Origin of the sequence: Lysinibacillus odysseyi 34hs-1 = NBRC 100172 (assembly GCF_001591965.1) — a bacterium.
GTDB classification, from domain to species: Bacteria; Bacillota; Bacilli; order Bacillales_A; family Planococcaceae; genus Lysinibacillus_B; species Lysinibacillus_B odysseyi.
The window spans coordinates 53,840-79,413 of sequence record NZ_BCVX01000012.1 but is presented as its reverse complement, the minus strand read 5'-3'; the positions used below and the strand labels follow the sequence as shown (position 1 = coordinate 79,413).

The window sequence follows — 25,574 nt, the reverse complement described above, 5'->3', positions numbered from 1 at the left end:
GGTATAAAGGAGCGATTGATATGACATTTGATGCGGATTATTATATTCAACATTTACACTTACAACCACATGCTGAAGGAGGATTTTATACCTCCACCTATACAGGGGAGGGGCAGGTAGCAACGCAGACAGGCGGCCGTCCGGGGTATACGAGCATTTATTTTCTGCTGCGTTCGCAGGATATCTCTCATCTTCACCGGCTGCAATCAGACGAGCTTTGGTATTACCATGCCGGAAGCCCATTAACAGTTCATATGATCTACGAAGACGGCACATATGAGGCAAGAAAACTAGGGCTGAATGTAGAAAAGGGGGAAGCACCCCAAATACTTGTACCGAAGAACACGATTTTTGGGTCTTCTGTCGATGAATCCTCTACTTTCAGTCTCGTAGGATGCATGGTATCACCTGGTTTTGATTATGCAGATTTTGAATTGTTTACCCAAACAGAATTGCTAGAGGAGTATCCCCAGCATGAGCTGGTCATCCGTAAAATGGCCTATGAAAAACTAGATTAGGCTATACATGGACAAAGGGAGCAGCTTCAATCTTCTTAAGCTGCTCTGATTTGGAAGCTATGAAAATATATATATAAGTTTCCTCTCCTATATCCATGCAGCGGAAAATTTCCTACCAATCTATTGTTTCGGGATATTTTATAGATATATTAAGCTCATGAACTGCGTACTTTGTAGTGCTTGCAGTTGTCATTAACTGTTCCTTTAACGCTATGTAGCTATCATCTTCGACTAATAGCCTCAAGGCATAAGCGGACATAAGGCTTTGCCGCTCTTCAATGGATAAATGAAGATATTCGAGATTTAGTACATCCACATACTGTGTTGCATAGCGAAAATAGAAAGACTGCTTGCTAAGAAGCATTTGAAGAAAGACAGCATAATGCTCTTTCTCCCACACATCCTTCAACACAGCAGCCACTGCTGCTTGAAAATTACGTACTGTAGCTATATGAATATTCCACATTGATAAATCGATCATTTCCTTGTGGAGACGGATAAAGTCATTGAGAGCGACCACTGTGAAAATAAGCTCAGGCATTAAAATGTTCACAGAGAAATAGACATTTTTCTTTGGGGCGATTATCTCTTTTTCTTTTTCAAGCCCTTTATGGATGCCATTTGCCACAAACTCGATATGACGTTCTCCTTTCGTCGCCCTGCGGAGCTCTAAACAGACATGGAGAATGCGATTTCGAGCCCCTTGAAAATCAAAGTAGCGGTTTTCATCACCCATCACTTCATAAATAGCTGTCAGTAATGAATCGATATCCCAATAGTCTCCACTAATCCGAAAGCCAGTAAGCCTTTCTGTTGGTTGAATTGTCAGCATACATCCCCATCCCCTTTGCTACGTAAATTATTGTTTGTAATTCAGTAGTTTGAACAGCTCTGTCCGTTCTTTTTCTGTGAGATCACGCCACTGCCCGACTTTCAGACTGCCTAAATGTATATTCATGATCCGAATCCGCTGCAGGCGTTTAACCGAGTAGCCAAGCGCTGAACACATACGGCGAATCTGACGGTTTAACCCTTGCTCCAAAATAATTTTAAATACATGGCTCGAAACTTTTTCTACCTTACAAGGAAGCGTCGTTGTATCTAAAATTTCTACACCGCCTGCCATTCTTTTCAGGAACTGTTCTGTAATTGGCTTGTCCACCTGTACAACGTATTCCTTTTCATGATGATGCTCAGCCCGCAGTATTTCATTGACGATATCTCCGTCATTTGTAAGAAGGAGTAACCCTTCGGAATCCTTATCAAGACGTCCGATATGGAAGATACGCAGTGGATGATTAACAAAATCCACAACATTCCCCTTAATATGTTTTTCAGTTGTACTTGTAATACCGACCGGCTTATTCAAAGCAATATAAACAAGCTGTTCCTCTTTTTGAACTGGTTTGCCATCCACGTATACTGTATCGCCTTCCTCTACCTTGCTGCCGACTGATGCTGTCACGCCATTAATGGTGACTCGCCCTTCTTCAATCCACTTATCGGCCCCGCGGCGGGAAGTAATTCCTGTTTCTGCTAAAAATTTATTGATACGCATAGTTTTCCACCTAATTATTAGAATAGTTTCAGTATACAATATGGGAACTTTTTTATGTATTGTAAGCATTCTTCTTCCTAAAAATATACCGGAATAGCATTATCAGTAAATTTAGAAAATTTGTGCTTTTGAATTGAATTCATTCCCCCTTTCTGACAATATAGTAAATGGAGATACCTTTTGTAGTTACATAGTATTGGCAAGCATGAGCATACAAACGACAGAGAGGTATTCAACGAATAATTTTTGGCAAAGGGGAGAGTTTTCAATGGTTTATGCATTTCCGAACACAGATGGAGCATTAGTGAATTTCAAAGAGCGCTATGACAATTACATCGGTGGTAAATGGACACCGCCAGTGAAGGGCCAGTACTTTGACAATATCACACCAGTGACAGGCCAAGCCTTTACGCAGGCAGCCCGCTCAACGGAAGAAGATATTGAATTGGCATTGGATGCAGCCCATGAAGCAAAAGAGGCATGGGGAAAAACATCAACGACAGAGCGCAGTAACATTTTATTGAAAATTGCTGACCGTATTGAACAAAACCTAGAAATGCTGGCAGTCGCAGAGACATGGGACAACGGAAAAGCAGTGCGTGAAACGCTAAATGCTGACTTGCCGCTAGCAATCGATCATTTCCGCTACTTTGCGGGGGCAATCCGTTCCCAGGAAGGGACACTCAGCCAAATTGATGACGATACAGTTGCCTACCATTTCCACGAACCAATCGGTGTAGTGGGTCAAATTATTCCTTGGAACTTCCCGTTGCTAATGGCGGTATGGAAGCTGGCTCCAGCGCTTGCTGCAGGAAACTGTGTTGTATTAAAGCCAGCAGAACAAACACCGGTTTCCATCATGGTACTGATGGAATTAATCGAAGATTTATTGCCTCCTGGGGTCGTTAACATTGTCAATGGTTTTGGGCTTGAGGCAGGAAAACCATTAGCTCAAAACCCACGTATCGGCAAGATTGCCTTTACGGGAGAAACGACGACAGGCCGCTTGATTATGCAATATGCATCCCAAAATCTTATCCCGGTCACATTGGAACTGGGAGGAAAGTCGCCAAACATTTTCTTTGAAGATATTATGGCACAGGATGATGATTTTCTAGATAAGGCTGTGGAAGGTTTTGTTTTATTTGCCCTTAACCAAGGGGAAGTATGTACTTGTCCATCCCGTGCCCTCATTCAGGAATCAATCTATGAAAAATTCATGGAGCGCGTTCTGAAACGTGTAGAAGCGATCCAAACGGGGAACCCGCTTGATCCAAGTACAATGATGGGTGCTCAGGCCTCGAGCGAACAGATGGAGAAAATCCTTTCTTACTTGGATATTGGTAAGCAGGAAGGCGCGGAATGCTTAATCGGGGGTGAAAGAAACGCCCTTGAAGGTGATTTAGCAGGTGGTTATTATATTAAACCTACCGTATTTAAAGGCCATAATAAAATGCGGATTTTCCAAGAGGAAATTTTCGGTCCTGTAGTATCTGTTACAACGTTCAAAACGCAGGAAGAGGCACTAGAGATTGCAAACGATACATTATATGGATTAGGCTCTGGTATTTGGACGCGCGACATGAATACAGCTTACCGATTTGGCCGCGAAATCCAGGCAGGGCGTGTCTGGACGAACTGCTATCACCAGTATCCTGCCCATGCAGCATTCGGCGGATATAAAATGTCCGGTGTCGGCCGTGAGAATCATAAAATGATGCTAAGTCACTACCAGCAAACGAAGAACTTGCTCGTAAGCTATAACCCAAATAAATTAGGATTCTTTTAAGCGAGGGGAGGTGCATGTATGACAGAGCGAGTCATCGCGACGGATGCTGCACTGGAACTGATTGAGTTGCTAAAAAAACGTCACGGACCGATTATGTTTCACCAATCGGGCGGATGCTGTGACGGCTCTTCCCCGATGTGCTATCCGGAAGGCGACTTGATTCTTGGTAATCAGGATGTTTTATTAGGCGAAATTGGCGAGTGCCCATTTTATATGCATAAGAACCAGTTTGATTACTGGAAGCATACACAGCTTATTATTGATGTAGTGGAAGGTAGAGGTGGTATGTTTTCACTGGAAGGTGTAGAAGGAAAGCGTTTCCTCACAAGGTCTCGTGCTTTTACTCCAGCAGAATTAAAAGAGCTTTCAAGCTAAAAAGACTTTGCGCTGTTTATGGCGCAAAGTCTTTTTTCTGTAAAATAAGAAATGCCTAGGCGTACAATAGAACAGAGGAGTGAAGAATATGCCTGCACAGTTCATACAAATGCTGGAGAAAAACTATACAAAGGTGTTCAATTATACAGGGGGGCATCCGGATTTACGTACCGTAGTTTCTTTAGCTGCCCAATATACGTACGCTAACCGAACCTATAGCGGAGTAGAACATCAGGCAGTGATGGATAAAATGACATCCGGTAAAGGACCATTCCATGTTTTTCGGCCGTGCAGTCGTAATATAGGTTTACTATATAAAGTTGCGGCCAGTTTATTATTAGACGGAAATATAGAAGAAAGTGCTTTGCAAGTAGAGAAAAAGGATTCTCTGCTGGATGAACATCGCTTTGGCCAGTCTTCATATCGTGTGATTAGCTCCTTCTTTTTAAAGGATAAAAAACATGCTGGACGGGCCAAAAAATTATATGACAAGATGAGCAAGCATCATCCTATTTTGACGAGGAAGAGTGATTTTCCGCTTGCAGTTATTGTAACGGCCCCCGAAGACAGCGACATAGATCTATATGCTCAAACGATGCATGACTATTTCGACGCATTGCATATGCTCGGATTTAAGGCAGGGGATTCACTCCAAACACTCACACAAATTTTAACTTTATATGATGCTCACTTTCAACAGGAGTTTGCCGAATATGTGGCACAGCTCAAAATAGAACTGGAAAAGAAGGGTATACATATAAAGAGGATTCATTATCCATTTCTCGGGATTCTTGCCTTAAGTGCTGCAGATACACAGGTCATCGTGAAGGTTGTGATGCTGGAAGAGCAGCTGCGAAACTCAAAGGCGCTAAAGGGAGTAAAGGAGCTTGCGTTAATCATTGCTATCCAAAAGTTCGTAAGGGAGTACGGCGGATTACATCAAGTAATTGATACGCAGCGTTTCACGGGTTGGCAGGGGATTCTGGAACTTGGTGATTTGTTTTTTTACTTACCGGTTGGTGCGACAGAAGGACTGGCTGGTTTATTAGATATTGATGTGAACTTTTAACGGAGGTGCTTTTTATGCAGGAAACAAAGCTATGGATTAATGGACAATGGGAAGCGGCAGAGAGAACATATGACTTGGCCTCACCATATAGTGGGGAAATAATTGCAAAAGTAGCAAAGGCGAATGTACAGGACGTGGAGCGTGCTATAGAAGGGGCTCATGAAGCTTTCCAATCCTTTAAGAAAATGGCAGCCTATGATCGTGCCGAAATTTTATATAATGTTGTAACAATTATGCGTGAACGCAAGCAGGAGCTGGCTGAAATTTTAGCAAAGGAAGCAGCGAAACCCATATCAGCAGGTTTAGTTGAAATAGATCGTACGATTGCCACATATCAATTTTCTGCTGAGGCAACAAAGCAGTCGACAGGTGAAACAGTACCGATGGATGCCGCACCTGGTGTGACAGACCGCCTTGGCTATACAAAGCGCGTACCACTTGGTGTCATAAGCGCTATCACACCATTTAACTTTCCGTTTAATCTCGTGGCCCATAAAGTAGGGCCTGCTGTAGCCGCTGGCAATACAATCGTATTAAAGCCGGCTACACAAACACCGCTCAGCGCTCTTGTGCTGGCTGAAATCTTTAAGGAGGCTGGTCTTCCAGACGGATGCTTACAAATTGTGACTGGATCAGGTGGAGAGCTTGGGGATATTTTAGTAACACACCCGCTTATCAAAAAAGTAACATTCACAGGAAGTGGAGCAGTAGGCTTGAAAATGAAAGAAAAGGTCGGTCTGCGCAGAATTACACTGGAGTTAGGATCAAATGCGGCCGTTATTGTCGAGCCCTCTACCCCTCTTGAGAAAATGATTCCACGGGCAGTGAGCGGCGCCTTTAATTTCGCTGGACAAGTATGTATTTCGCTGCAGCGTATTTATGTTCATCAATCTATATATGATGAGTTTGTGGAGAAATTTGTTGCTGAAACGAAAAAGCTTCGTCTAGGTGATCCAATGAATAGTGAGACAGATGTCAGTGCCATGATCCACCCGCATGAAGTGGAGCGTATTAAATCATGGATTGAGGATGCAAAAGCAAAAGGGGCTGTAGTAGCTACAGGAGCAGAATTTACAGAGCGAACATTAACGCCGACTGTTATGACGCATGTGACGGCAGATATGAGAATCGTATGCGAAGAAACCTTTGCACCAATTGTATCCATTGTTTCATATGAAACATTGGATGAGGCCATTTCCCTTGTAAACGATACGGAGCTCGGTTTAAATGTAGGGATTTATACAAACGTCTTAACGGATGCTATGAGGGCTGCAGATGAACTGGAAGCAGGTGCAGTCATCATCAATGATATTCCTACATTCCGTGTTGACCATATGCCATATGGCGGCGTAAAAATGAGCGGTTATGGAAAAGAAGGAATTAAATACGCTTTGGAAGAAATGACACACTTGAAATTTATTACAATGAAAACAGTGTTTTAGTCATATGAGACTAAATATTCATTATTTCAGCAAAACAATTGAAAAGCACGTTTTAGGAGTGTTACAGTAGAACCATCATCTTTTAGGGAGTGCGGAACTATGGGAAATACTGTACCGATGAGCTCTTCGCGTACACACCAAACACGTTTAATCATGCCTTCTGATACAAATCATCACAAGTCAATTTTTGGCGGGCAGGTATTACGATATATTGATGAAATAGCTGCGTTAGCAGCAATGAAGCATTCAAAGGGAGAGGTTGTCACAGCCTCTATTGACTCAGTAGATTTTGTTTCTTCTGCCTATGCAGGAGATGTACTGGAACTTGAATCTATGGTTACGTATACAGGTCGAACATCGATGGAGGTCTATGTGCGTGTAGTTTGCCGTGATTTGAAGTCAGGAGCAGAGCGGTTAACAACAGAATCTTTCGTTACAATGGTGGCGATTGACGAACAGGGGAAACCTCGTGAGGTGGTCGGAATCCACCCGGAGACGGAAACAGAACGCCGTTTATTTGAAACAGGCCCTGCACGTCGTGAATATCGGAAGAAAAAACGCGAACTGGCACATAAATAGAAATTTGTATAAGTAAAGGGGGCTGTCCGGAATGTTAAATTTCCGGACAGCCCCCTCATTATTTATTATTCCTTTGACAGCTCATGAACAATTCCAATTAATTGGTCAGATGATGTAGAGACAAGACCTGCTCCATCTGCCAGCTCTGTAATTAACTTAGAGATTGTCCCAATTTCTCTGGATGTGCTCATATATTGTGTACGGATCCCTGAAACAGCTTCAGCGATAGCGCTGAATGATGCTGTTAGTTCATGCTGGGTATTAACACTGACTTTTACTTGGGAATCAACACTGCTGACTGAGTCCGCCATGCTGCTAATATTTGATTCTGTTTCCTGGATGAGGATTGATACATCCTTTACGGCAGTTTTGGTTTCTTCCGCCAGCTTTCGAACCTCCTCGGCCACTACAGCAAACCCTTTTCCATGCTCCCCGGCTCGAGCTGCTTCAATGGAGGCATTCAATGCAAGGAGGTTTGTTTGGTCGGCGATTCCTGTTACAAGGCCAACGATTTCAGAAATTTTCCGGGAAGAAACCCGTAGCTGATCCATAGAGCCTTCCAGTATATCAACCCGCTCTAATACCGTATTCATCAACTCGGTTTGGTTGGCTAGATGCTCCTTGCCTCGATTTGATTTATCCTCTGTTTCTGCCACAAAGTCTAAACCTTGATGGGTAGCGGAGGCGATTTCATCTGTCTGGACTGAGATGGCAGCCAACGAGTTATTTGTTTCGCTGCTGATCGCATAAAGCTCTTCTGCGGTATTTTGAATCGTATGAATGAGGTTATGCTTTAATTCCTCGGTCTGCATACGAAGGCGTTCTTCTTCTTTTTCATATGCTTCAATTACAAGCTGCTGTTCCAAATTAATGACTTTAGAGAAAGCATTGATCGCTTTGGCCGCATCATCTGCAGATAAGGCCAATGTCTGGATGAAACTAATAAACGTCGTCATTAAGGATTGAAAGGATGCTAGATACCATTTTGAGCGAAGCCCAATTCGAACATGTACATGGGCGATTGTTTTCCGTTCTTCTACATAGGCGCTATTAATATTGCTGGTGAAAATATCCGCCAAATGCTTGTGAAGAGTTACTTTTAGTTTATCAATACGTGAGGATTTTTCTATAATGTTCATCAATTCCGGGCTTAAACTGATTGCTTTGTAAAATTCATCAACCATAATAGGAATCGTGTCGGCTGCTAAAGGCTGCAGTTGCTTTAAAATAGCTAAATCTGTTTTCGTTAGATTGAGTAATTGCAATTGCTTGTTCAGCTCCGGATAGGCTGACAGGTCTAAAGTTACTTCTTTGATATAATCTTCAACATTAAAAAATCCTGCACTTGGTTTTGCAGAAGATCTATTAAATAAATTGAACATGGGGAATCTCCATTCTCTCTGTTTGAAATACACAATCTATAACATTAGTTCTACAAACCATTTTACTATTTTTTAGTCTTTTTGGGCATGTCTTGAATGAAAATATTCTTATTTTATTTTTCTTTTGTCTTCTATTTGTCAAAAGGATAGCCATTGTTTTTTCCAAATAAAGACGTTAAAATACAGAATTAATAGACATATCAAAGTAAAGGGAGTTAGTGATGAAGTTTTATAAAAAGCGTTTAAAGTTTGTTATTCCATTAACGGCAATAGTAACTATTTCTTCTGCCTTTATGTTATTTAACAGATATCCTGAAGTACCTTCTCTTCATAAATTTCTTATTTTAGTAGGGGCCGGGTTGTTCACGGCTGTCATTTCGTACTTTTTATTTCCACAGCCGGGTGATAATCCGAATGATACAGGTCCATATTGAGGAAATACCCTGCGCCTTTCTTATAAAAAGGCGTTTTTTTTTCTAAACAATGAAACGTTTTATCTGGTGATCCGTATAAGAAGTATAAATAAAATTTCAAAAAGGCAGGTTGAGATAGATGGAAGAAAAATGGTCAAAAGTTTTGATTCATGCAAGTGCATTTTTCGCACCGGTAGTTGTTCCAATTATTTTCTTTTTAATTAGCTCGGATGAGCATGTAAAGCGGCTGTCGGTACAGGCACTGCTATTCCAATTTGTTATGTGGGTACTGACAACGGTTTCCTTTATCTTTTCTTTCGTTCTAATCGGACTTCCGTTCTTAATTGTATTTAGTATCATGCTAATCGTAGTACCGGTTATCGGTATTGTAAAAGCGGTGAATGAATCATACTGGAATTACCCAATCGTCGGTCGCTGGGTATAATTTGACAATAAATCGGCAAAATCTTTGTAATAAAGGTTTTGCCGATTTTTATTTTTGGGGAAAGAGAAGGAAAAGGGGACAAGCATGTCATTATTAATAACTGTTTTAGGAAAAAGAATTTTTTATTCAAAGCAAGCTTTTTAATTGCAAAATGAATTTGACATTTTTATAATATAGTCAAAGATAGTCAAAGATAGTCAAAGTCAGTAAGCGAACTGGGGTGAAGTCTAACATGAGGAATATCTCGGATATCATTGAAGGTTATTTAAAACAAATTATCGAATTAGAGGGGAAAGGGCATATTGAAATCAAACGCAGTGAGCTGGCTGATAAGTTTCAATGTGTTCCCTCACAAATCAATTATGTAATCAATACCCGGTTTACTGCTGAGCGAGGGTATTTAGTAGAAAGCAAGCGTGGCGGGGGAGGATATATCCGAATCCTTCGTGTAGCATCCCATTCGCGAGATGCCCTGTTTGATGAGATCGCAAGGCAAATAGAAGGGGCTGCTTCACAGACTATGGCAGAGCATATCATCTATCGGTTAATTGATGAAGACGTTATAACAAAACGAGAAGCAAAACTCATGCTTGCTGTGATGGATCGAACGACTTTGCAGTTGCCGCTGCCAACGCGGGATGAAATACGTGCCCGGGTGTTGAAAGCTATGCTGATGACATTGAAATTCGAGAGGGGTGACGAGTCATGATTTGTGAGCATTGTAAACAACGACATGCCACAGTGACTGTAACACAAGTACACAATGGAACGAAGCAGGAACGCCATTACTGCGAAGTATGTGCGGGTAAATTCCATCCATTTCAAATGGAGCTGCAGGATGAGCCAGTATCCATTCATCAATTGATGTCGGATTGGCTAGGATTGCCGATATGGAAAAATCAAGTACAAGGAGAGGTGCAACAGAAACAGCAGCCATCTACTTGTCCTTCCTGCGGTTTTACGTACCGTCATTTTCTCAAGGTGGGTAAATTCGGCTGTGCTAGATGCTATGATACCTTCCGTGACCAATTGCCGCCTGTGCTGGAACGTTTGCAGGCAGATGTAAAGCATGTCGGCAAAACTCACTCAGGTGAGCACCAAACAGAATATTATCAAAAGCAAATTGAAACACTTCGCCAACAATTACAACAAGCGATTGCAGAGGAACGTTTTGAAGATGCTGCAAAACTTCGGGATGAAACCCGTGCAATCGAACGAAAGCTAAATGTTGGAGGTGTAGATTCACCATGAATATCGAACACTTTTTAAAAAATACATCCCCTTCCTGGATTGAAGGAAGCGAGGACTACTCAGATATTGTCATGAGTACACGAATACGCCTTGCAAGAAACTTGAACGGCTTCCGTTTCCCGATCACTTTTTCGGAAGAAGAAGCAAAACAAGTGGATGAATCCGTACTGCAAGTGCTGCTTTCCGTCAAAGAGGAAGGGCCCAAGTTTTCTTATTTTCCAATGAAGGAAATGCCTTCGCTTCAGCGGCAGGTCCTTGTAGAAAAACATTTGATTAGCCCTCATTTGGCCAAACGCGAAAAAACGGCTTCTGTTTTCTTAACAGAGGATGAATCAATTAGCATAATGGTGAATGAGGAGGACCATATTCGTATACAATGCTTAGCGGCAGGTTTACAGCTGCATGAAACATATGCTAAGGCAAGTAAGCTGGATCAGTGTTTAGATAAAGAGCTGATGTATGCATATGATGAACAATTAGGCTTTCTTACGAGTTGTCCGACGAATGTTGGCACAGGTCTCCGTGCTTCTGTCATGATGCACCTTCCTGCATTGACCATGACGAAGAAAATGAATGTGCTAATTCAGACGATGGCAAGATTAGGAATGGTTGTAAGGGGTATATACGGAGAAGGAAGCGAAAACTTAGGGAATATATACCAAATTTCGAACCAGATTACACTTGGGAAGTCAGAACAAGAGATTTTGGATGAACTGCAAAACGTTGTAGAACAGGTCATACAAAAAGAGCGTCAGGCAAGGCAGCAATTGTTTGCCCGTGCCCCGATTGCCCTGGAGGATCGTTTATATCGTTCTCTCGGTATATTGAAATATGCGAGAATTTTGACGAGTGAGGAAGCGGCCTCCTGTTTGTCGAACGTTCGATTAGCAGTGGATTTGCAAATCATTTCAGATATTTCGCTGAGTCAGCTGAATGAATGTATGCTGCTTATCCAGCCAGGTTTTATCCAGCAATATGCAGGTACAATGCTTCAGGCAGCTGAGCGGGACATTTTCCGGGCGAAACTACTTCAAGAGAAACTTCAAATACAAGAACAAAATGAATCTACAGTAAGGGGAAAAGGAGAGGATTTGTATGATGTTTAATCGATTTACTCAACGTGCTCAAAAAGTATTGCAATTAGCACAGGAAGAAGCAATTCGCTGGAAACACGAGTCAATCGGAACGGAGCATATTTTACTTGGTCTAATCCGTGAAGGCGGCGGTATTGCTGCGAAGGCATTAGAAGCGATTGATATCAGCCCACAAATGATTGAATCGGGCATTGAAGAGTTGGTCGGCAAAGGGACAGAAAATGTTGGGCCGATTGTCCACTATACACCAAGAGCGAAAAAAGTCATTGAACTATCAGTAGATGAATCACGCAAACTTGGCCATTCGTATATCGGCACAGAACATATTTTATTAGCATTGATCCGTGAAGGAGAAGGTGTAGCAGCCCGCGTACTGGCAAATACAGGAGTAAGTCTTAATAAGGCACGTCAGCAAGTTTTATTACTGTTGGGTAATAACGATGCTAACTCACCAGGTGGTCAGCAGCAAAGCCAGGCAGTAAATACTCCAACATTAGATAGTCTTGCGCGTGATTTAACAGCTGTAGCACGTGAAGGCTCATTAGACCCTGTTATTGGCCGTTCAAAAGAAATTACACGAGTGGTAGAGGTGTTATCACGTCGTACAAAAAATAACCCCGTGCTCATCGGGGAACCGGGTGTTGGTAAAACAGCGATCGCGGAAGGTCTGGCACAGCAGATTGTTAATAATGAAGTACCTGAAACACTCCGTGACAAACGTGTAATGACGCTGGATATGGGAACAGTCGTAGCGGGTACAAAATACCGTGGTGAGTTTGAAGACCGTCTGAAAAAAGTAATGGATGAAATCCGCCAAGCAGGCAATATCATCTTATTCATTGACGAACTTCATACTTTAATCGGTGCTGGCGGTGCTGAAGGTGCCATCGATGCCTCTAATATCCTAAAACCTTCGTTAGCACGAGGCGAATTGCAATGTATCGGTGCAACAACATTAGATGAGTACCGGAAATATATTGAAAAGGATGCAGCATTAGAGCGACGTTTCCAACCAATTCAGGTGGATGAGCCGACAATTGAGGAAACAATCCAAATCATTAAAGGTCTACGTGACCGTTATGAAGCTCATCACCGTGTGAAAATAACAGATGAAGCAGTAGAGGCAGCAGCGAAATTGTCAGACCGCTACATTTCTGATCGTTTCTTGCCGGATAAAGCAATTGACTTGATTGATGAAGCAGGCTCCAAAGTACGCCTTCGCTCATTTACAATTCCACCAAATTTAAAAGAGCTTGAAAATAAGCTGGAAAATGTACGTCATGAAAAAAATGCAGCTGTCCAAAGTCAGGAATTCGAAAAGGCAGCAGCACTCCGTGATACAGAGCAAAAGCTAAAAGAAGAGCTGGAGCAAACAAAAAAACAATGGAAAGAAAAGCAAGGCAAGGAAGAGTCGGAAGTAACAGTAGATGATATCGCATCGGTTGTTGCGATGTGGACGGGAATTCCTGTCTCAAAAATTGCTCAAGAAGAATCTGCCAAGCTTTTAAATTTAGAGGAGCAGCTTCATAAACGGGTAGTAGGGCAAAGTGAAGCAGTAGAGGCTATTTCCCGGGCAATACGTCGTGCCCGTGCGGGGCTTAAAGATCCAAAACGTCCTATCGGCTCATTTATCTTCCTAGGGCCGACTGGTGTTGGTAAAACGGAGCTTGCCCGTGCGCTTGCCGAAACTATGTTTGGCGATGAAGACGCCATGATTCGTATTGATATGTCTGAGTATATGGAGAAACATTCAACTTCACGTCTAGTTGGTGCACCTCCAGGGTATGTAGGGTTTGATGAGGGTGGCCAGCTGACAGAAAAAGTACGCCGCAAACCATACTCTGTTGTCCTTCTTGATGAAATTGAAAAGGCACACCCGGATGTATTTAATATTCTATTGCAAGTATTGGATGATGGCCGCTTAACTGATTCGAAGGGCCGCGTAGTAGACTTCCGCAATACCGTTGTCATTATGACATCGAACGTTGGTGCAGATGCATTAAAATATCAAAAAAATCTGGGCTTCAACATAGGCGATACAAGTTCGAAATATAAAGATATGAAAGGGACAATGCTTGAAGAATTGAAAAAGGCATTCCGTCCTGAGTTCTTAAACCGTATCGATGAAATGATTGTGTTCCACTCATTAGAGAAAGAACAATTGAAAGAAATCGTTTCTTTCATGGCGAATGCATTAACAAAACGTCTGAAAGAGCAAAACATCGAATTAGAACTTACAGAAGCAGCGCTTGAGAAAATTGCACAGGAAGGATACGATCCACAATACGGAGCACGTCCAATCCGTCGTGCACTTCAAAAGCATGTGGAAGACCGTTTGTCAGAGGAATTATTAAAAGGTACTGTGCTGACAGGCCAAAAAGTTGTCTTTGATTATAAAGACGGTGAGTTTATCGTGCGTGGAAAAGAAAAAGAAGTAGAAGAGCAGACTGAAGTATAATGAAACAATTGGGCTATCTAGAAAGTGAATTCTTTCTAGATAGCCCGTTTTTTTAATCCCTCATGATGAAAGGGGTACAAATCAATGGGGAGAGGCAAATTGTCTCCCTTTACGTTTCTGAAAAAACTAAAAAGCAAAGGTTTTTCCGGTTACTTGCTGCGCTTAAAGAAGATGTCTGCTGTCATCTTATCCTAAGACTACTCTTCATACGGAAAGTTTTGTATTAGAACATCCTACCTATTTCCTGTACAATAAAAATAAGAACAAACATTTGGGGGAACGACATGGCAAAAAAGAAAACAAAATTCATGTGTAATGACTGCGGCTATGAGTCAGCAAAGTGGATGGGGCGCTGTCCAGGATGCGGAAACTGGAATACGATGGTGGAGGAAGTAGAAATCGTAGCAAAAGGGCCGCGTGGGGCATTCCAGCATTCTACCTCTACAACACAGAAAGCAACACCGCTTATCAATGTGGAAACAATGGAAGAAACGCGTGTCAAAACAGAAATGGATGAGCTGAACAGGGTGTTAGGAGGCGGGATCGTCCAAGGATCACTTGTATTAATCGGTGGCGACCCGGGAATTGGGAAGTCAACGCTTTTATTACAAGTATCTGCTCTGCTTTCAAATAAGGGACACCGTGTTCTTTATATCTCCGGTGAGGAATCTGTCCGCCAAACAAAGTTGCGGGCAGAACGGCTGGGCGTTAAATCACCTGAACTTTATATTTACTCTGAGACGAATATGGAATTTTTACATCAGACGATTGAAGAGGTGCAACCGAAGTTTGTTATCGTCGATTCTATTCAAACAGTCCATCATCCTGAGGTAACGAGTGCACCGGGAAGTGTTTCGCAGGTGCGTGAATGTACTGCGGAGCTGATGCGGATTGCTAAAACGAAAAACATTGCCATTTTCCTCGTAGGGCACGTGACAAAGGAAGGGCAGATAGCGGGCCCCCGTATTTTAGAGCATATGGTGGATACTGTGCTGTATTTTGAAGGGGAGCGCCATCATAATCACCGGATTTTACGCAGTCAGAAAAACCGCTTTGGCTCAACGAATGAAATTGCGATCTTTGAGATGCTTCATGGCGGGTTAAAGGAAGTGCTGAATCCGTCAGAAATGTTCCTGCAAGAACGTTCACAAGGGGCACCGAGTTCAACAATCGTAGCTTCTATGGAAGGGACACGTCCTATTTTAGTCGAAATCCAGTCGCTCGTAACACCAACCAGCTTTAATTATCCTAAGCGTATGGCAACAGGTGTTGATCAGAATCGGGTACAGCTTTTAATGGCGGTTCTTGAAAAACGAATGGGCATGCTGCTGCAAGCACAGGACGCGTATATCAAGGTAGCAGGCGGTGTGAAATTAGATGAGCCAGCCATCGATTTGGCTGTCTTGACGTCTATCATTTCAAGCTTTAAAGATCAGGCCGTTCGTGCGACAGATTGTTTTATCGGAGAGGTTGGTCTGACAGGAGAGGTCCGTCGTGTCAGCCGGATTGAGCAAAGAGTTCAGGAAGCCGCAAAGCTTGGATTCAAGCGGGCATTCATTCCGTCCTCTAATTTGGGAGGCTGGGATTTCCCTCCAGGGATTCAGGTCGTTGGGGTAGAAACGATTGCTGAGAGCCTAAGAGCTTGCTTTAATGATTTATAATAGAATCTATGAAAATGTCCGCCTTTTGAGAAAGGAAGGGCATTTTTTCTATTAGAGAGGGTATTATTTTCTAAATAGATAAGCATTTGCTTTTAATAATGCCGAGTAGAAGGAAACCAAACTGTCAATGCTTCGTTTAATTTATAAATGCCTGCTCTATAGAAAAGCAAGGACGGCTTGGAAGAGAAAAATGCCGTATGCCTGCTGTATTCTCATGCTCTAAAAAAGAGAATGAAATAACAGGTCAGTACAACGGTCAGAAACATTACTTTTGTCGCTTCTAGACCCGCTGTTGTCATAAATAACGTAAACAGCTGGTATTGTAAGTACACGATGCTTCGTTTTCGGCATAGAGGGCTGCTGTATAGGAGACTATAGCTTGTAAAACCAGGCTCCCTTCATGATGATTAAGAAGATAACCTAACAATAGCAGCTAAAATAAATCAATATACGGTCGGCTATGATTAATTGAACCCGGGAGATTTACTATGTAAGTAGGCTGCCCATTTTCTTCTAAATAGGCTGGGGGCAGCGGTAATTTATTTTCGTTGTTACCGGCTCCTTCTAACTAAACAAAACCGCAGGATGAATGATGGTATATTCCGTACAGGAAGTAATGATCTGTTTAAAAACAGTCATTTTTTTGATAAAATTATCCCCTTATCTTATATTGTTACTATATTACAGGGGGGAGGCTAATCAGTTATAATGCGAATGCTGGGGGCTTAGCGTCGCTATCATTGGTTTAACTATGTATAATAAAAGAAAGGGAGGTGTAGAAAGAAGATGTTAAAGAGAGTTATTCAGATTGCATTCTTATTTATCGGAGGGGCGTTAGGTCTTGCTTTTTTACCGCCATTATACGAATTCATTCATTTATCATCCAATCCATGGATCAATAATGCCTATGTCTCTGTATTGTTAGGTGCACTGCTATTATTTGTTTTATCATTTGTACTTTCTGATTACTTTGTCAAGCTGATTAATTGGATGGAGGAAGTGCTGTTCAAACTGCCTGTTGGAGATTTACTTTTTGGGACAATTGGTCTGATTATTGGACTGAGTGTGGCATCACTCATAGGCTTTGCAATAAATAAAATCCAATTACCGATTATCACGGAAGTGCTTGAAGTCCTTCCAATTGTACTTTCAATCGTTTTGGGCTATTTAGGCTTCCGGGTCGGGTTTAACAAACGTGATGAATTGCTGCAATTATTTACACGTTCAGGGTCGTCTTCAAAGAAAAAACAGGGAGAGCCGGAAGCAAAACTATTCCACAAGCTACTTGATACGAGTGTTATTATTGACGGCCGCATAGCCGATATTTCGGAAACCGGCTTTGTGGAAGGTGTTCTAGTTGTTCCTCAATTCGTCTTAACTGAACTGCAGCATATTGCTGATTCTTCGGATACATTAAAGCGCACAAGAGGAAGACGGGGACTGGATATTTTAAAGCGGCTACAGGATGAACGCCAGTCTAAAGTACTCATTGTCGAGGAAGATTTTGACGATATAGCAGAGGTCGATTTAAAGCTGGTGCGTCTTGCAAAGCAAATGGATGCCCAGATCTTAACGAATGATTTTAATTTAAATAAAGTATGTGAACTTCACCAGGTGAAGGTGCTGAATATTAATGATTTAGCTAATGCAGTGAAGCCGGTAGTTATTCCTGGTGAAGATATGCAGGTTGTTGTGATTAAAGATGGGAAAGAGCATAATCAAGGAGTGGCTTATCTTGATGATGGAACAATGATTGTTGTAGAGGGCGGCCGTGCCTATATTGGGCAGGCAATTACTGTAACAGTTACAAGTGTGCTGCAAACATCTGCTGGGCGAATGATTTTCGCTAAGCCGAAAGAGGATTAGAGTAGGAAGTGAAAAGGTGCATTATGAAGTAGTACTACCGGCAGCCGGGAGCGGTAAGCGAATGGGCGCAGGACAGAATAAGCTTTTTTTAACACTCTTGGATAAGCCCATCCTTATTCATACATTGCTCGTTTTTGAGCAGGATGAAGCATGCTCGGGTATTTGGCTTGCCGTGAAAGATACAGAACGTGATTATATCCAATCGTTGATAGCAAAATATAATATTACAAAGATCAAAGGCTTGCCGACCGGAGGCACAGAACGCCAGCACTCTGTTCATTCCTGCTTAAAGGAAATGAAGGATGTGGAAATCGTTCTTGTCCATGATGCAGCCCGGCCATTTATCACAGCACCGATTATCGAAAAGCTTGCTGATACAGCTTATGAAAAAGGTGCTGCGATTGCAGGCGTACGGGCGAAGGACACAATGAAAATTGTGCGGGAAGGAATCATTAAGGAAACGGTCGACCGGGAGAGTCTTTGGATGATCCAAACACCACAGGCATTCCGTTTTAATCTTTTAGCAGAGGCGGAAGGTGCAGCAGAGAAGGTGGGCTTTTTAGGTACAGATGAAGCGATGCTAGTAGAGCGCCTCGGCCATGAGGTGTATGTCGTAGAGAGCAGCTATGATAATGTTAAAATAACAACACAGGAAGATTTAATTTTTGGCGAGGCTATTTTAAAGGCAAGAGCCAAGTAGGAGGATATGTATGTTTCGTGTAGGACAAGGGTATGACGTCCATGCGTTTGCAGAAGGACGTAAACTAATTTTGGGGGGCATTGAGATTCCGCATGATCGCGGTTTGCTCGGCCACTCGGATGCGGATGTATTGTTACATACGATTACTGATGCAGCATTAGGAGCAATTGGTGAAGGAGATATCGGCCGGCACTTCCCGGACACAGATCCGGAGTGGAAAGATGCAGATTCAGCAAAGCTTTTACAATATATTTGGAAAATGGTAGAGGAGAAGGGGTACGTACTGGGAAATGTAGATGCAACGATTATTGCCCAGCGTCCGAAAATGGCTCCTTATATTGAACCGATTAAAAATCGCATTGCAGAATTATTGCATGCAGATCCTTCCCAAGTAAATGTGAAAGCGACAACGACAGAAAAACTCGGCTTCACGGGTCGTGAAGAAGGAATTGCCTCATTGGCAACGATTTTATTGATCAAAAAGTAATGAAACGCGTGTGTTGGGAAGAAATTCGGCACACGCTACTTTTATTTAACAAATGGCAGTGGTAAAATGGACAAAGTAAATTTTAAGGTCGTCAAGACAGTATTTAGGAGGCAATTTTTATGATAAAAGAAGTTCGCGTTCGTTATGCACCATCGCCAACAGGTTTTTTACACATTGGCGGTGCCCGCACAGCGTTGTTCAACTATTTATATGCAAAACATCATAACGGGAAGTTTATTGTCCGTATTGAGGATACGGATATTGAGCGTAATGTAGAAGGCGGCGAGGCTTCTCAATTAGATAATTTACGTTGGCTAGGCATTATTCCGGATGAGTCAATTGATATCGGTGGACCATATGCTCCGTATCGCCAAATGGAGCGTCTCAATATTTACAAAAAACATGCAGAAGAAATGCTTGAGCGCGGGGTTGCCTATAAATGTTTCTGTACATCTGAAGAGCTTGAAGCTTCCCGTGAAGCACAGAAAGCAAAGGGTGTAGCTGCACCGACTTATGATGGCAAATGCCGCCATTTAACAGCAGAAGAAGTGGCAGCAAAAGAAGCGCAAGGTACACCTTATACAATCCGTATTCGTGTTCCTGAAGGTGTCACATATAAATTTAATGACCTTGTACGTGGAGAAGTGTCATTCGAATCCAAAGATATTGGTGATTGGGTGCTTGTCAAAGCAAACGGCATTCCAACATATAATTATGCGGTTGTACTTGATGATCACTTTATGGATATTACTCATGTATTCCGCGGGGAAGAGCACTTATCCAATACACCAAAGCAAATGATGATTTTTGATGCTTTCAATTGGGAATACCCGCAATACGGCCATATGACATTAATCGTAAATGAGGATCGTAAAAAATTATCAAAACGTGATGAATCCATTATCCAGTTCGTTACACAATACAAGGAACTTGGCTATTTGCCGGAAGCGATGTTTAACTTCTTTGCACTGCTTGGCTGGTCACCGGAAGGCGAAGAAGAAATTTTCTCACATGACGAGCTTGTTAAGCTGTTTGATGAAAAACGATTATCTAAATCGCCATCAATGTTTGATAAAACAAAGCTTACTTGGATGAATAACCAATACATCAAAAAACTATCGCAAGAAGAAGTAGTGGAGCTGGCTTTACCGCATCTTCAAAAGGCGGAACTGCTTCCAGAAGAACTGACAGAAGAGCAGCGTAAATGGGCGGCTGACCTGATTGCGTTGTACCATGAGCAAATGAGCTATGGTGCAGAAATCGTTGAGCTGTCAAGCCTATTCTTTACAGAAGAAATTGAATACAATGACGAAGCGAAGGAAGTATTGGCAGGAGAGCAGGTGCCTGCTGTAATGTCAGCGTTTAAAGCGCAGCTTGAAGCATTGGAAACGGTTGATGCTGATTCGATTAAGGCAGCAATTAAAGCAGTACAAAAAGAAACAGGTGCAAAAGGTAAGAATCTATTCATGCCAATCCGCGTCGTGACGACAGGACAAACACATGGTCCGGAGCTTCCTAATGCGATTGCGTTAATCGGAAAAGAAAAAGTGATTGCCCGGGTAGAAAAGTTTGCAGGCTAAGAAGCCCGACTATTGATTTTTGCATAAACTTATGTAAAATGAATGTACATCGTAATGAATATAATAAGCCGAGGTAATACTTGGTTGAAAAAGCGTGGAGAAGGAGAAGTACACAAAAGAAAAGGGTTTAGTAGAGAGGACTATCACCGGCTGAAAGTAGTCTAAACCCGCTTTGTGGAAATGCACCTTTGAGCACTTTGCCGAACAGAAGTAGGCAGGTCGAGTTGTTCCCGTTACCGGACAGGAAAGTGGAAGGGAAACCTTCAATTCAGAGTGGAACCGCGCTATATAAGCGTCTCTGTCATTAAAAGATGACAGAGACGCTTTTTTATTACCAAAAAATAGGCGATTGTTAGGCGGGTATAAAAACAGATAGGAATACGGCCTTAAAAGAGGTAGAAGTTACCCCAAATGAAATCCTTCAGGCGGCCAATGTGCAGCAGTAGAAGCCGTAATAGAGGATTTATAAAGGAATGCATAATAAAAAGGAGGAAAAATGATGAGTATTCAAATTTTTAACTCGTTAACCCGGCAGAAGGAAGAATTTATCCCTTTAGAAGAGGGAAAAGTAAAAATGTATGTATGTGGCCCGACTGTCTACAATTATATTCATATAGGTAATTCACGCCCGGTCATTGTATATGATACGGTACGCCGCTATTTGCAATACGCAGGCTATGACGTAAAGTTTGTTTCTAACTTTACGGATGTAGACGATAAAATTATTAAAGCAGCGAATGAGCTGGGAGAAGAAGTATTCGAATTAACGGAGCGGTTCATTGCGGCTTATTTTGAGGACATTACAGCTCTTGGGTGCCAAAAGGCTGATGTTCACCCTCGGGTAACAGAGCATATGGATGATATTATTGCGTTTATCCAAGTTCTAATCGATAAGGGCTATGCATATGAATCTCAAGGCGACGTATACTACCGTACACGAAAATTTGATGGGTATGGGAAGCTTAGTCACCAATCCATTGATGATTTAAAAGTAGGTGCCCGCATTGAAGCAGGAGAGAAAAAAGAAGATCCGCTTGACTTTGCGCTATGGAAGGCAGCTAAACCAGGCGAGATTAAATGGGTGAGCCCGTGGGGTGAGGGGCGCCCGGGCTGGCATATTGAATGTTCAGTAATGGCCCGTGAGCATTTAGGTGATACAATTGATATTCATGCAGGCGGACAGGATTTAACATTCCCGCATCATGAAAATGAAATCGCCCAGTCTGAGGCTCATACAGATAAAACCTTTGCCCGGTACTGGATGCATAACGGTTATATTAATATTGATAATGAAAAGATGTCAAAATCTCTCGGGAATTTCGTATTGGTAAACGACATACGTAAGCAGATTGATCCACAAGTGCTGCGTTTCTTCATGCTAAGTGTCCATTACCGCCATCCGATTAACTTTGCCCAGGATTTAGTGGAAGCAGCACAAGCGGGGCTGGAACGGCTGCGTACAGCTTATACGAATGTACAGCACCGTCTGACAGCAACGGCTGGCCTTGGCGAAAGCGGCGATGAATGGTTAACGAAGATTGCAGAGGTAAAAGGCCAGTTTGAAGCAGCAATGAATGATGATTTCAACACGGCAAATGCCATCTCTGTTTTATTTGAATTAGCGCGTCTTGCCAATACTTATTTGAATGAACCAAATACAGAGGCAGCTGTCCTGCAGGCCTTTATTAATACATTCGATAAGCTCGGAAATGTCCTCGGTATTGTATTTTCCTCTGAAGTTGAACTGCTGGATGAAGAAATCGAGGCGTTAATAGAAGAGCGGAACCAAGCACGCAAAAACCGGGATTTTGCCCGTTCAGATGAAATTCGTGACCAACTGTTAAGTATGAATATCATACTGGAGGATACTCGCCAGGGCACACGTTGGAAACGAGGGTAACCTATGATGAAACTTCGACCTGAAGATGTAAGGCAATTAAATGCTTTAGCACTTGCCTATATGGGAGATGCCGTACTTGAGCAAAGAGTCCGTGAGCACCTTCTGCTGGCAGGACGTGTAAAACCGAATACGCTGCATAAGGAAGCGACAAAATATGTATCGGCAAAAGCCCAATCATTCATCGTTCATCAAATGATGGAAGAAGAATTTTTAACGGAAGAGGAGCTCTCTGTCTTCCGGCGAGGCCGCAATGCCAAGTCGGGAACAGTACCAAAAAATACAGATGTCCAAACATATCGCAACAGCTCCGGGTTTGAGGCGGTATTAGGATATTTATATCTACTAAAACAAACAGAACGTGCAGACCAAATCATCGATTACGCAATAAATATCATTGAGCAGCAGAAGGGAGTGTAGGAGATGACGGAACAAAATGGCGAAATGATCGCAGGAAAAAATCCGGTATTAGAAGCGCTTCGTTCAGGTCGTGAAATAAATAAATTATGGATTGCAGAGGGCGTAAAGAAAACAGGGGTTAACGAACTACTGGATTTGGCTAGAGAGCGGGGCGTTCTTGTACAGTTCGTACCAAAGAAAAAGGTTGATCAACTGACAGATGCAAACCATCAAGGAATTGTTGCATCTGTTGCCGCTTATCAATATGCTGAATTGGAAGATCTGTTTACAGCGGCGCAAAAGAAAAAGGAAGATCCTTTCTTCTTAATTTTAGATGAATTGGAAGACCCTCATAACCTAGGGTCGATTATGCGTACAGCAGATGCAATTGGTGTACATGGCATCATTATTCCAAAGCGTCGTGCGGTCGGGTTGACGGCTGTGGTAGCCAAGGCCTCGACAGGTGCAATTGAACATGTTCCTGTCGTAAGGGTGACGAACTTATCTCAGACGGTGGATGAACTAAAAGAGCGCGGTGTATGGATTGCCGGTACAGATGCGAAGGGCTCTGCCGATTATCGCAAAATGGACGCAACTCTGCCGCTTGCGATTATTATTGGAAGCGAAGGGAAGGGAATGAGCTCATTACTGAAAAAGAAATGTGATTTCCTTTACCACCTTCCAATGATTGGACATGTTACCTCGCTGAATGCCTCTGTAGCTGCGGCGCTTCTCATGTACGAGGTATATCGCAAGCGTCAAGATCAGAACGGATAACAGATATGCAAAATATTTTGCTGGTAGATGGCTACAACATGATTGGGGCGTGGAAGGAGCTGCGCCCTCTGCGGGATGAGCACTTCGAGGATGCGCGTGACCGATTGGTAGAGCTGATGGCGGAATATAAGGCAGTGAAGGGCTGGCGCGTCATCGTAGTGTTTGACGCCCACCTTGTACCCGGGACAGAACAGCTATATTTACAGCATGAGGTAGAAGTCATTTATACACGGAAAAACGAGACGGCGGACGAGCGTATTGAGAAGCTTTCAACAGAATTAAAAGGACGTAAAATCCAAATTCATGTAGCAACATCGGACATGACGGAACAGAATGTTGTCTTTGGTCATGGCGCGTTAAGGAAATCTGCAAGAGAGCTTGAAATTGAACTTGATATTATTCGGACAAATATTTCTCAAAAAGTAAAGGAAACACAAAGTGGCAGGCCATCCAGCCGCATTCAGCTGCCGGATGATATTGCTTTAACACTAGAAAAGTGGCGTAGAGGATTAAAATAATTTATTGACCGTTATTTTCCAATTCTATTATACTATTTCTAATGATTCTGGCGTACTGGGGTGAGAATATTGCTTAAAAGCGAAAAATTGCAAGTCGCACAGCACTTTGAAGAACTGTCAGATGAGGAACTTGTAGAACAGGTTCATTTAGGCAATACAGATGCGTTAGATTATTTAATTACAAAATATCGTCTTTTTGTAAAAGTGAAGGCACGGTCCTATTTCTTGATCGGAGCGGACAAGGAGGACATTATCCAAGAGGGGATGATTGGACTATATAAGTCTATCCGGGATTTCCGCGGGGACAAGCTTGCTTCATTCCGGGCGTTTGCTGAACTATGCATAACGCGCCAAATTATCACGGCTATCAAGACAGCTACCCGGCAGAAACATATACCGTTAAATTCATATATTTCGCTTGATAAGCCAATCTATGATGAGGAATCAGAGCGGACATTGATGGATATTATCATTAGCCCGCTATCTGATAATCCCGAGCATTTAATGATTAATAGAGAAGAGTATAGTAGACTGGAAGGGAAAATGAGTGAGGTGCTGAGCGAGCTTGAACAGCAGGTGCTTGCTCTTTATCTGGAAGGACGCTCCTATAACGAAATCTCTGAATTATTAAACCGCCATGTAAAATCGATTGACAACGCCCTGCAGCGGGTAAAACGCAAGCTGGAGCGTCATTTGGAATATGGTGAGTTGTTTTAGCTCTTTTTGGCAGCAGGAGACTAATTTTTGTTCTTTTATCCCCGATGTTTACTCTGCCTTTTGAAAGCTGCGTTGCCAATGTTTGAAGGCATGCCGCTTGTTGACAGTACGTATATTAGGTGGTAGTCTTGACTAGACATAATGCCGAGAATAGGTGGTTTACATGGCAAAGAAGGTCATTTTAAGTTGTGAGAAATGCGGCTCTCGAAATTATTCGATGCCGGCGAAATCGAGCAATGAAGCACAGCGTTTAGAACTGAAAAAGTTTTGTACGCATTGTAATGAACATACCGTGCACAAGCAGACGTTATAAATTAATTGATGATTTGATTTAAAGATACGATTTGTTCGGAGGTTAAGCTGAAAAATGAGCAAAATTACAGGCTTTTTAAGTGAAGTTGGCTCAGAAATGCGTAAAACGAGCTGGCCTAAAAGTAAAGAGTTAACAAAGTATACAGTCGTCGTTATTATCACTGTTATTTTTGCAGCTCTATACTTTACGGTAGTGGATTTAGGTGTTTCCGAGGCGTTACGTTGGTTCTTGGAACTATAATAATAGTATATTGATGAAATAGCCCGTCTGCTTAAAATAACGGGTT

At 42.4% G+C, this 25,574-nt stretch carries 27 protein-coding genes and 1 other annotated feature; of the genes, 24 read left to right on the top strand and 3 right to left on the bottom strand.

Annotated features, from left to right (window positions below; genetic code table 11):
- Nucleotides 1-20 precede the first annotated feature (20 nt).
- Complete coding sequence (locus BOD01S_RS18120; protein ID WP_036152045.1) at nt 21-518, top strand: cupin domain-containing protein; 498 nt, start codon at nt 21-23, stop codon at nt 516-518.
- Between the two features lie 112 nt (nt 519-630).
- Here BOD01S_RS18120 and BOD01S_RS18115 read toward each other — a convergent pair whose 3' ends face one another.
- Both BOD01S_RS18115 and rluF read right to left on the bottom strand, forming a co-directional pair.
- Nucleotides 631-1,350, bottom strand: a complete 720-nt coding sequence (locus BOD01S_RS18115; RefSeq protein WP_036152038.1) for a DUF6904 family protein — start codon at nt 1,348-1,350, stop codon at nt 631-633.
- A 27-nt stretch (nt 1,351-1,377) separates the two neighbouring features.
- The gene (gene rluF, locus BOD01S_RS18110; protein ID WP_036152037.1) at nt 1,378-2,076 is read right to left on the bottom strand and encodes a 23S rRNA pseudouridine(2604) synthase RluF; all 699 of its coding nucleotides are present in this window, start codon (nt 2,074-2,076) and stop codon (nt 1,378-1,380) included.
- 268 nt (nt 2,077-2,344) lie between these two features.
- Here rluF and adh point away from each other — a divergent pair, with 268 nt between their 5' ends.
- The 5 genes from adh (at nt 2,345) to BOD01S_RS18085 (ending at nt 7,330) form a co-directional block, all read left to right on the top strand.
- The gene (gene adh / locus BOD01S_RS18105) at nt 2,345-3,865 is read left to right on the top strand and encodes an aldehyde dehydrogenase (protein WP_036152036.1); all 1,521 of its coding nucleotides are present in this window, start codon (nt 2,345-2,347) and stop codon (nt 3,863-3,865) included.
- 18 nt (nt 3,866-3,883) lie between these two features.
- The gene (locus BOD01S_RS18100) at nt 3,884-4,240 is read left to right on the top strand and encodes a DUF779 domain-containing protein (RefSeq protein ID WP_036152035.1); all 357 of its coding nucleotides are present in this window, start codon (nt 3,884-3,886) and stop codon (nt 4,238-4,240) included.
- A gap of 88 nt (nt 4,241-4,328) precedes the next feature.
- Nucleotides 4,329-5,309: a DUF4003 family protein gene (locus BOD01S_RS18095; protein WP_036152034.1), complete on the top strand. Its 981-nt coding sequence runs from the start codon at nt 4,329-4,331 to the stop codon at nt 5,307-5,309.
- Between the two features lie 14 nt (nt 5,310-5,323).
- Nucleotides 5,324-6,751: an aldehyde dehydrogenase family protein gene (locus BOD01S_RS18090; protein ID WP_036152033.1), complete on the top strand. Its 1,428-nt coding sequence runs from the start codon at nt 5,324-5,326 to the stop codon at nt 6,749-6,751.
- A gap of 99 nt (nt 6,752-6,850) precedes the next feature.
- On the top strand, nt 6,851-7,330 hold the full coding sequence (locus BOD01S_RS18085; protein WP_036152032.1) for an acyl-CoA thioesterase: 480 nt from the start codon (nt 6,851-6,853) through the stop codon (nt 7,328-7,330).
- A gap of 65 nt (nt 7,331-7,395) precedes the next feature.
- Here the strand turns inward: BOD01S_RS18085 and BOD01S_RS18080 are convergent, their stop codons facing one another.
- Nucleotides 7,396-8,712 carry a globin-coupled sensor protein gene (locus BOD01S_RS18080; protein WP_036152031.1) on the bottom strand — a complete coding sequence of 439 codons (1,317 nt, stop codon included), beginning with the start codon at nt 8,710-8,712 and terminating at the stop codon, nt 7,396-7,398.
- A gap of 221 nt (nt 8,713-8,933) precedes the next feature.
- Here BOD01S_RS18080 and BOD01S_RS18075 point away from each other — a divergent pair, with 221 nt between their 5' ends.
- From BOD01S_RS18075 to secE, 18 genes are all read left to right on the top strand, one after another.
- Nucleotides 8,934-9,146 (top strand): hypothetical protein, encoded by a 213-nt coding sequence (locus BOD01S_RS18075; RefSeq protein ID WP_036152029.1) that lies wholly within the window; start codon nt 8,934-8,936, stop codon nt 9,144-9,146.
- A gap of 118 nt (nt 9,147-9,264) precedes the next feature.
- On the top strand, nt 9,265-9,570 hold the full coding sequence (locus BOD01S_RS18070; protein ID WP_036152028.1) for a DUF4870 domain-containing protein: 306 nt from the start codon (nt 9,265-9,267) through the stop codon (nt 9,568-9,570).
- Between the two features lie 232 nt (nt 9,571-9,802).
- Nucleotides 9,803-10,279 carry a CtsR family transcriptional regulator gene (locus tag BOD01S_RS18065; RefSeq protein WP_036152027.1) on the top strand — a complete coding sequence of 159 codons (477 nt, stop codon included), beginning with the start codon at nt 9,803-9,805 and terminating at the stop codon, nt 10,277-10,279.
- Nucleotides 10,276-10,821 carry a UvrB/UvrC motif-containing protein gene (locus BOD01S_RS18060; RefSeq protein ID WP_036152026.1) on the top strand — a complete coding sequence of 182 codons (546 nt, stop codon included), beginning with the start codon at nt 10,276-10,278 and terminating at the stop codon, nt 10,819-10,821. Before BOD01S_RS18065 ends, BOD01S_RS18060 begins: the two co-directional genes overlap by 4 nt.
- Nucleotides 10,818-11,927: a protein arginine kinase gene (locus tag BOD01S_RS18055; RefSeq protein ID WP_036152025.1), complete on the top strand. Its 1,110-nt coding sequence runs from the start codon at nt 10,818-10,820 to the stop codon at nt 11,925-11,927. The genes BOD01S_RS18060 and BOD01S_RS18055 overlap by 4 nt, the downstream gene beginning before the upstream one ends.
- Nucleotides 11,917-14,373, top strand: a complete 2,457-nt coding sequence (locus BOD01S_RS18050) for an ATP-dependent Clp protease ATP-binding subunit (protein ID WP_036152024.1) — start codon at nt 11,917-11,919, stop codon at nt 14,371-14,373. Before BOD01S_RS18055 ends, BOD01S_RS18050 begins: the two co-directional genes overlap by 11 nt.
- 284 nt (nt 14,374-14,657) lie before the next feature.
- Nucleotides 14,658-16,034 carry a DNA repair protein RadA gene (gene radA / locus BOD01S_RS18045; RefSeq protein ID WP_036152022.1) on the top strand — a complete coding sequence of 459 codons (1,377 nt, stop codon included), beginning with the start codon at nt 14,658-14,660 and terminating at the stop codon, nt 16,032-16,034.
- Between the two features lie 786 nt (nt 16,035-16,820).
- Complete coding sequence (locus BOD01S_RS18040) at nt 16,821-17,900, top strand: PIN/TRAM domain-containing protein (RefSeq protein WP_036152020.1); 1,080 nt, start codon at nt 16,821-16,823, stop codon at nt 17,898-17,900.
- Nucleotides 17,901-17,916: 16 nt separating this feature from the next.
- A complete protein-coding gene (ispD, locus tag BOD01S_RS18035) occupies nt 17,917-18,600 on the top strand; it encodes a 2-C-methyl-D-erythritol 4-phosphate cytidylyltransferase (protein ID WP_036152018.1) in 684 nt (227 codons plus the stop codon).
- Nucleotides 18,601-18,610: 10 nt separating this feature from the next.
- The gene (gene ispF / locus BOD01S_RS18030; RefSeq protein WP_036152015.1) at nt 18,611-19,087 is read left to right on the top strand and encodes a 2-C-methyl-D-erythritol 2,4-cyclodiphosphate synthase; all 477 of its coding nucleotides are present in this window, start codon (nt 18,611-18,613) and stop codon (nt 19,085-19,087) included.
- 119 nt (nt 19,088-19,206) lie between these two features.
- On the top strand, nt 19,207-20,667 hold the full coding sequence (gene gltX, locus BOD01S_RS18025) for a glutamate--tRNA ligase (RefSeq protein ID WP_036152013.1): 1,461 nt from the start codon (nt 19,207-19,209) through the stop codon (nt 20,665-20,667).
- Between the two features lie 86 nt (nt 20,668-20,753).
- Nucleotides 20,754-20,970, top strand: a binding site (T-box leader).
- 196 nt (nt 20,971-21,166) lie between these two features.
- Nucleotides 21,167-22,567 (top strand): cysteine--tRNA ligase, encoded by a 1,401-nt coding sequence (gene cysS, locus BOD01S_RS18020; RefSeq protein WP_036152011.1) that lies wholly within the window; start codon nt 21,167-21,169, stop codon nt 22,565-22,567.
- Nucleotides 22,568-22,570: 3 nt separating this feature from the next.
- Nucleotides 22,571-22,984, top strand: a complete 414-nt coding sequence (locus BOD01S_RS18015) for a Mini-ribonuclease 3 (protein WP_036152009.1) — start codon at nt 22,571-22,573, stop codon at nt 22,982-22,984.
- A 3-nt stretch (nt 22,985-22,987) separates the two neighbouring features.
- Nucleotides 22,988-23,740: a 23S rRNA (guanosine(2251)-2'-O)-methyltransferase RlmB gene (rlmB, locus tag BOD01S_RS18010; protein ID WP_036152007.1), complete on the top strand. Its 753-nt coding sequence runs from the start codon at nt 22,988-22,990 to the stop codon at nt 23,738-23,740.
- A 5-nt stretch (nt 23,741-23,745) separates the two neighbouring features.
- Nucleotides 23,746-24,258, top strand: a complete 513-nt coding sequence (locus BOD01S_RS18005; RefSeq protein ID WP_036152005.1) for an NYN domain-containing protein — start codon at nt 23,746-23,748, stop codon at nt 24,256-24,258.
- A 69-nt stretch (nt 24,259-24,327) separates the two neighbouring features.
- The gene (gene sigH, locus BOD01S_RS18000; protein ID WP_036152002.1) at nt 24,328-24,975 is read left to right on the top strand and encodes an RNA polymerase sporulation sigma factor SigH; all 648 of its coding nucleotides are present in this window, start codon (nt 24,328-24,330) and stop codon (nt 24,973-24,975) included.
- A 163-nt stretch (nt 24,976-25,138) separates the two neighbouring features.
- Nucleotides 25,139-25,288: a 50S ribosomal protein L33 gene (rpmG, locus tag BOD01S_RS22705; protein ID WP_081977891.1), complete on the top strand. Its 150-nt coding sequence runs from the start codon at nt 25,139-25,141 to the stop codon at nt 25,286-25,288.
- A 54-nt stretch (nt 25,289-25,342) separates the two neighbouring features.
- Nucleotides 25,343-25,528: a preprotein translocase subunit SecE gene (secE, locus tag BOD01S_RS17995; RefSeq protein WP_036152001.1), complete on the top strand. Its 186-nt coding sequence runs from the start codon at nt 25,343-25,345 to the stop codon at nt 25,526-25,528.
- The last annotated feature ends 46 nt before the right edge of the window (nt 25,529-25,574 follow it).

Coding starts and splice junctions, on each gene's coding strand:
- BOD01S_RS18055 (WP_036152025.1), top strand. CDS start 10,818: ATGAATATCGAACACTTTTTAAAAAATACATCCCCTTCCTGGATTGAA.
- rluF (WP_036152037.1), bottom strand. CDS start 2,076: ATGCGTATCAATAAATTTTTAGCAGAAACAGGAATTACTTCCCGCCGC.
- BOD01S_RS18095 (WP_036152034.1), top strand. CDS start 4,329: ATGCCTGCACAGTTCATACAAATGCTGGAGAAAAACTATACAAAGGTG.
- BOD01S_RS18115 (WP_036152038.1), bottom strand. CDS start 1,350: ATGCTGACAATTCAACCAACAGAAAGGCTTACTGGCTTTCGGATTAGT.
- BOD01S_RS18080 (WP_036152031.1), bottom strand. CDS start 8,712: ATGTTCAATTTATTTAATAGATCTTCTGCAAAACCAAGTGCAGGATTT.
- BOD01S_RS18075 (WP_036152029.1), top strand. CDS start 8,934: ATGAAGTTTTATAAAAAGCGTTTAAAGTTTGTTATTCCATTAACGGCA.
- rpmG (WP_081977891.1), top strand. CDS start 25,139: ATGGCAAAGAAGGTCATTTTAAGTTGTGAGAAATGCGGCTCTCGAAAT.
- BOD01S_RS18050 (WP_036152024.1), top strand. CDS start 11,917: ATGATGTTTAATCGATTTACTCAACGTGCTCAAAAAGTATTGCAATTA.
- BOD01S_RS18120 (WP_036152045.1), top strand. CDS start 21: ATGACATTTGATGCGGATTATTATATTCAACATTTACACTTACAACCA.
- BOD01S_RS18085 (WP_036152032.1), top strand. CDS start 6,851: ATGGGAAATACTGTACCGATGAGCTCTTCGCGTACACACCAAACACGT.
- cysS (WP_036152011.1), top strand. CDS start 21,167: ATGAGTATTCAAATTTTTAACTCGTTAACCCGGCAGAAGGAAGAATTT.
- BOD01S_RS18065 (WP_036152027.1), top strand. CDS start 9,803: ATGAGGAATATCTCGGATATCATTGAAGGTTATTTAAAACAAATTATC.
- BOD01S_RS18090 (WP_036152033.1), top strand. CDS start 5,324: ATGCAGGAAACAAAGCTATGGATTAATGGACAATGGGAAGCGGCAGAG.
- adh (WP_036152036.1), top strand. CDS start 2,345: ATGGTTTATGCATTTCCGAACACAGATGGAGCATTAGTGAATTTCAAA.
- BOD01S_RS18040 (WP_036152020.1), top strand. CDS start 16,821: ATGTTAAAGAGAGTTATTCAGATTGCATTCTTATTTATCGGAGGGGCG.
- secE (WP_036152001.1), top strand. CDS start 25,343: ATGAGCAAAATTACAGGCTTTTTAAGTGAAGTTGGCTCAGAAATGCGT.
- BOD01S_RS18070 (WP_036152028.1), top strand. CDS start 9,265: ATGGAAGAAAAATGGTCAAAAGTTTTGATTCATGCAAGTGCATTTTTC.
- BOD01S_RS18005 (WP_036152005.1), top strand. CDS start 23,746: ATGCAAAATATTTTGCTGGTAGATGGCTACAACATGATTGGGGCGTGG.
- ispF (WP_036152015.1), top strand. CDS start 18,611: ATGTTTCGTGTAGGACAAGGGTATGACGTCCATGCGTTTGCAGAAGGA.
- rlmB (WP_036152007.1), top strand. CDS start 22,988: ATGACGGAACAAAATGGCGAAATGATCGCAGGAAAAAATCCGGTATTA.
- BOD01S_RS18100 (WP_036152035.1), top strand. CDS start 3,884: ATGACAGAGCGAGTCATCGCGACGGATGCTGCACTGGAACTGATTGAG.
- gltX (WP_036152013.1), top strand. CDS start 19,207: ATGATAAAAGAAGTTCGCGTTCGTTATGCACCATCGCCAACAGGTTTT.
- BOD01S_RS18015 (WP_036152009.1), top strand. CDS start 22,571: ATGATGAAACTTCGACCTGAAGATGTAAGGCAATTAAATGCTTTAGCA.
- radA (WP_036152022.1), top strand. CDS start 14,658: ATGGCAAAAAAGAAAACAAAATTCATGTGTAATGACTGCGGCTATGAG.
- BOD01S_RS18060 (WP_036152026.1), top strand. CDS start 10,276: ATGATTTGTGAGCATTGTAAACAACGACATGCCACAGTGACTGTAACA.